The 1,415-nt window shown below is 38.0% G+C and carries 1 protein-coding gene; it reads left to right on the top strand.

What is annotated here, in order from left to right; genetic code table 11:
- A partial coding sequence (locus ACFQ2O_RS21630) for a mechanosensitive ion channel family protein (RefSeq protein WP_377532985.1) occupies window positions 1-1,088 on the top strand: 1,088 nt, incomplete at its 5' end.
- Between the last annotated feature and the right edge of the window lie 327 nt (window positions 1,089-1,415).

The following is a 1,415-nucleotide window of genomic DNA, read 5'->3' as shown; positions in this document are numbered from 1 at the left end:
TGAATGATATTCTTGACAAAGTGTTTTTTCATAACACCATTCAAAATTATCTGATCGCTGTAGGGTTTATCCTTCTTGGTTTTTTGATCATCGGTTTTTTTAAAAGATCTATCCTTACCCGTATTGCTCGATTAGCACAAAAAACAAATACTAATATTGATAATTTCCTGGTTGAAAGTGTTTACCGCTATGGAATACCGGCACTTTATATTGCTGTCGTTTACATAGCCTTAGATTATCTGCTATTGCCAAGGCGTTTGCACAACATTGTTGTACTTGCTACAACGGTCGCCATCACTATTTTAGTTATTCGGCTCTTATCTTCTACAATTCTGCTAATGCTACGCGCTTACATCCATGGGCAGGACAATGGGGAGGAAAAAGTAAAGCAGCTGGGTGGCATAATGCTCATCATCAACATCATAATCTGGGGTATAGGGCTCCTGACACTGCTAGATAACCTGGGCTATGATGTAACTACTGTGGTGGCTGGACTTGGTATAGGTGGTATAGCTGTAGCTCTGGCCGCACAAAATATACTAGGTGACCTCTTTAACTACTTTGTGATTTTCTTTGACAGGCCATTTGAAGTAGGTGATTTTATAGTGATAGATGAGAAAGCAGGAGTTGTAGATAAAATAGGAGTAAAAACTTCCCGTGTTAAAAGCTTATCGGGAGAGCAGCTTGTGTTTTCTAACTCTGACCTTACAAACTCGCGCATCCATAATTACAAACGTATGGAGCAGCGCCGCATCTTATTCAAAATCGGAGTAACGTATCAAACTCCTTATGCAACGCTACAGGAAATACCTGCTCTGCTTAAAACTATAATAGATGAGCAGGAAACTACACGATACGACCGTGCACACTTCTCATCGTATGGCGACTCAAGTTTAGATTTTGAAATTGTTTACTATGTACTTTCATCAGATTATAACGTGTACATGGATGTACAACAAAAGATAAATCTAAGAATTTTCAAAGAGTTTGAACTTATAGGAATAGACTTTGCTTTTCCAACACGTACTGTTTTTTGGGCGAATCAGGAACAGGAAAAAGAAGCAACGCCAGCGCCACACAACAGGTAAAATTTCGATGCTAAATTAAAAAAGCCGCTGTGCAACAATGTACAGCGGCTTTTTTTAATATAAGAAGTCTCACCTCCTTATGTAGGCGAGGAATATCTTTTCTCAATTATGAAGCAGTATAATCAGGAAGATGCGGTAAGAGAGTATAGAACTACTTATAAGATCAGTACCTCCTATCTGTAAGGTAAATATTTTACTTATCGCTGCTTATGAATGCAACTAAAGCCACTAACAAGTGCATGTAACGCGTAATTTTCTGATTCATCTGCATATCTCCTTCTCAAATAATGTTCAAATTTATAAAAGTTATGTTCAACTGCAACCATT

Source organism: Pontibacter rugosus (genome assembly GCF_042678745.1).
GTDB lineage: Bacteria > Bacteroidota > Bacteroidia > Cytophagales > Hymenobacteraceae > Pontibacter > Pontibacter rugosus.
Note: the sequence above shows the minus strand (reverse complement) of the source record. Positions and strands in the feature narration are given on the sequence as shown.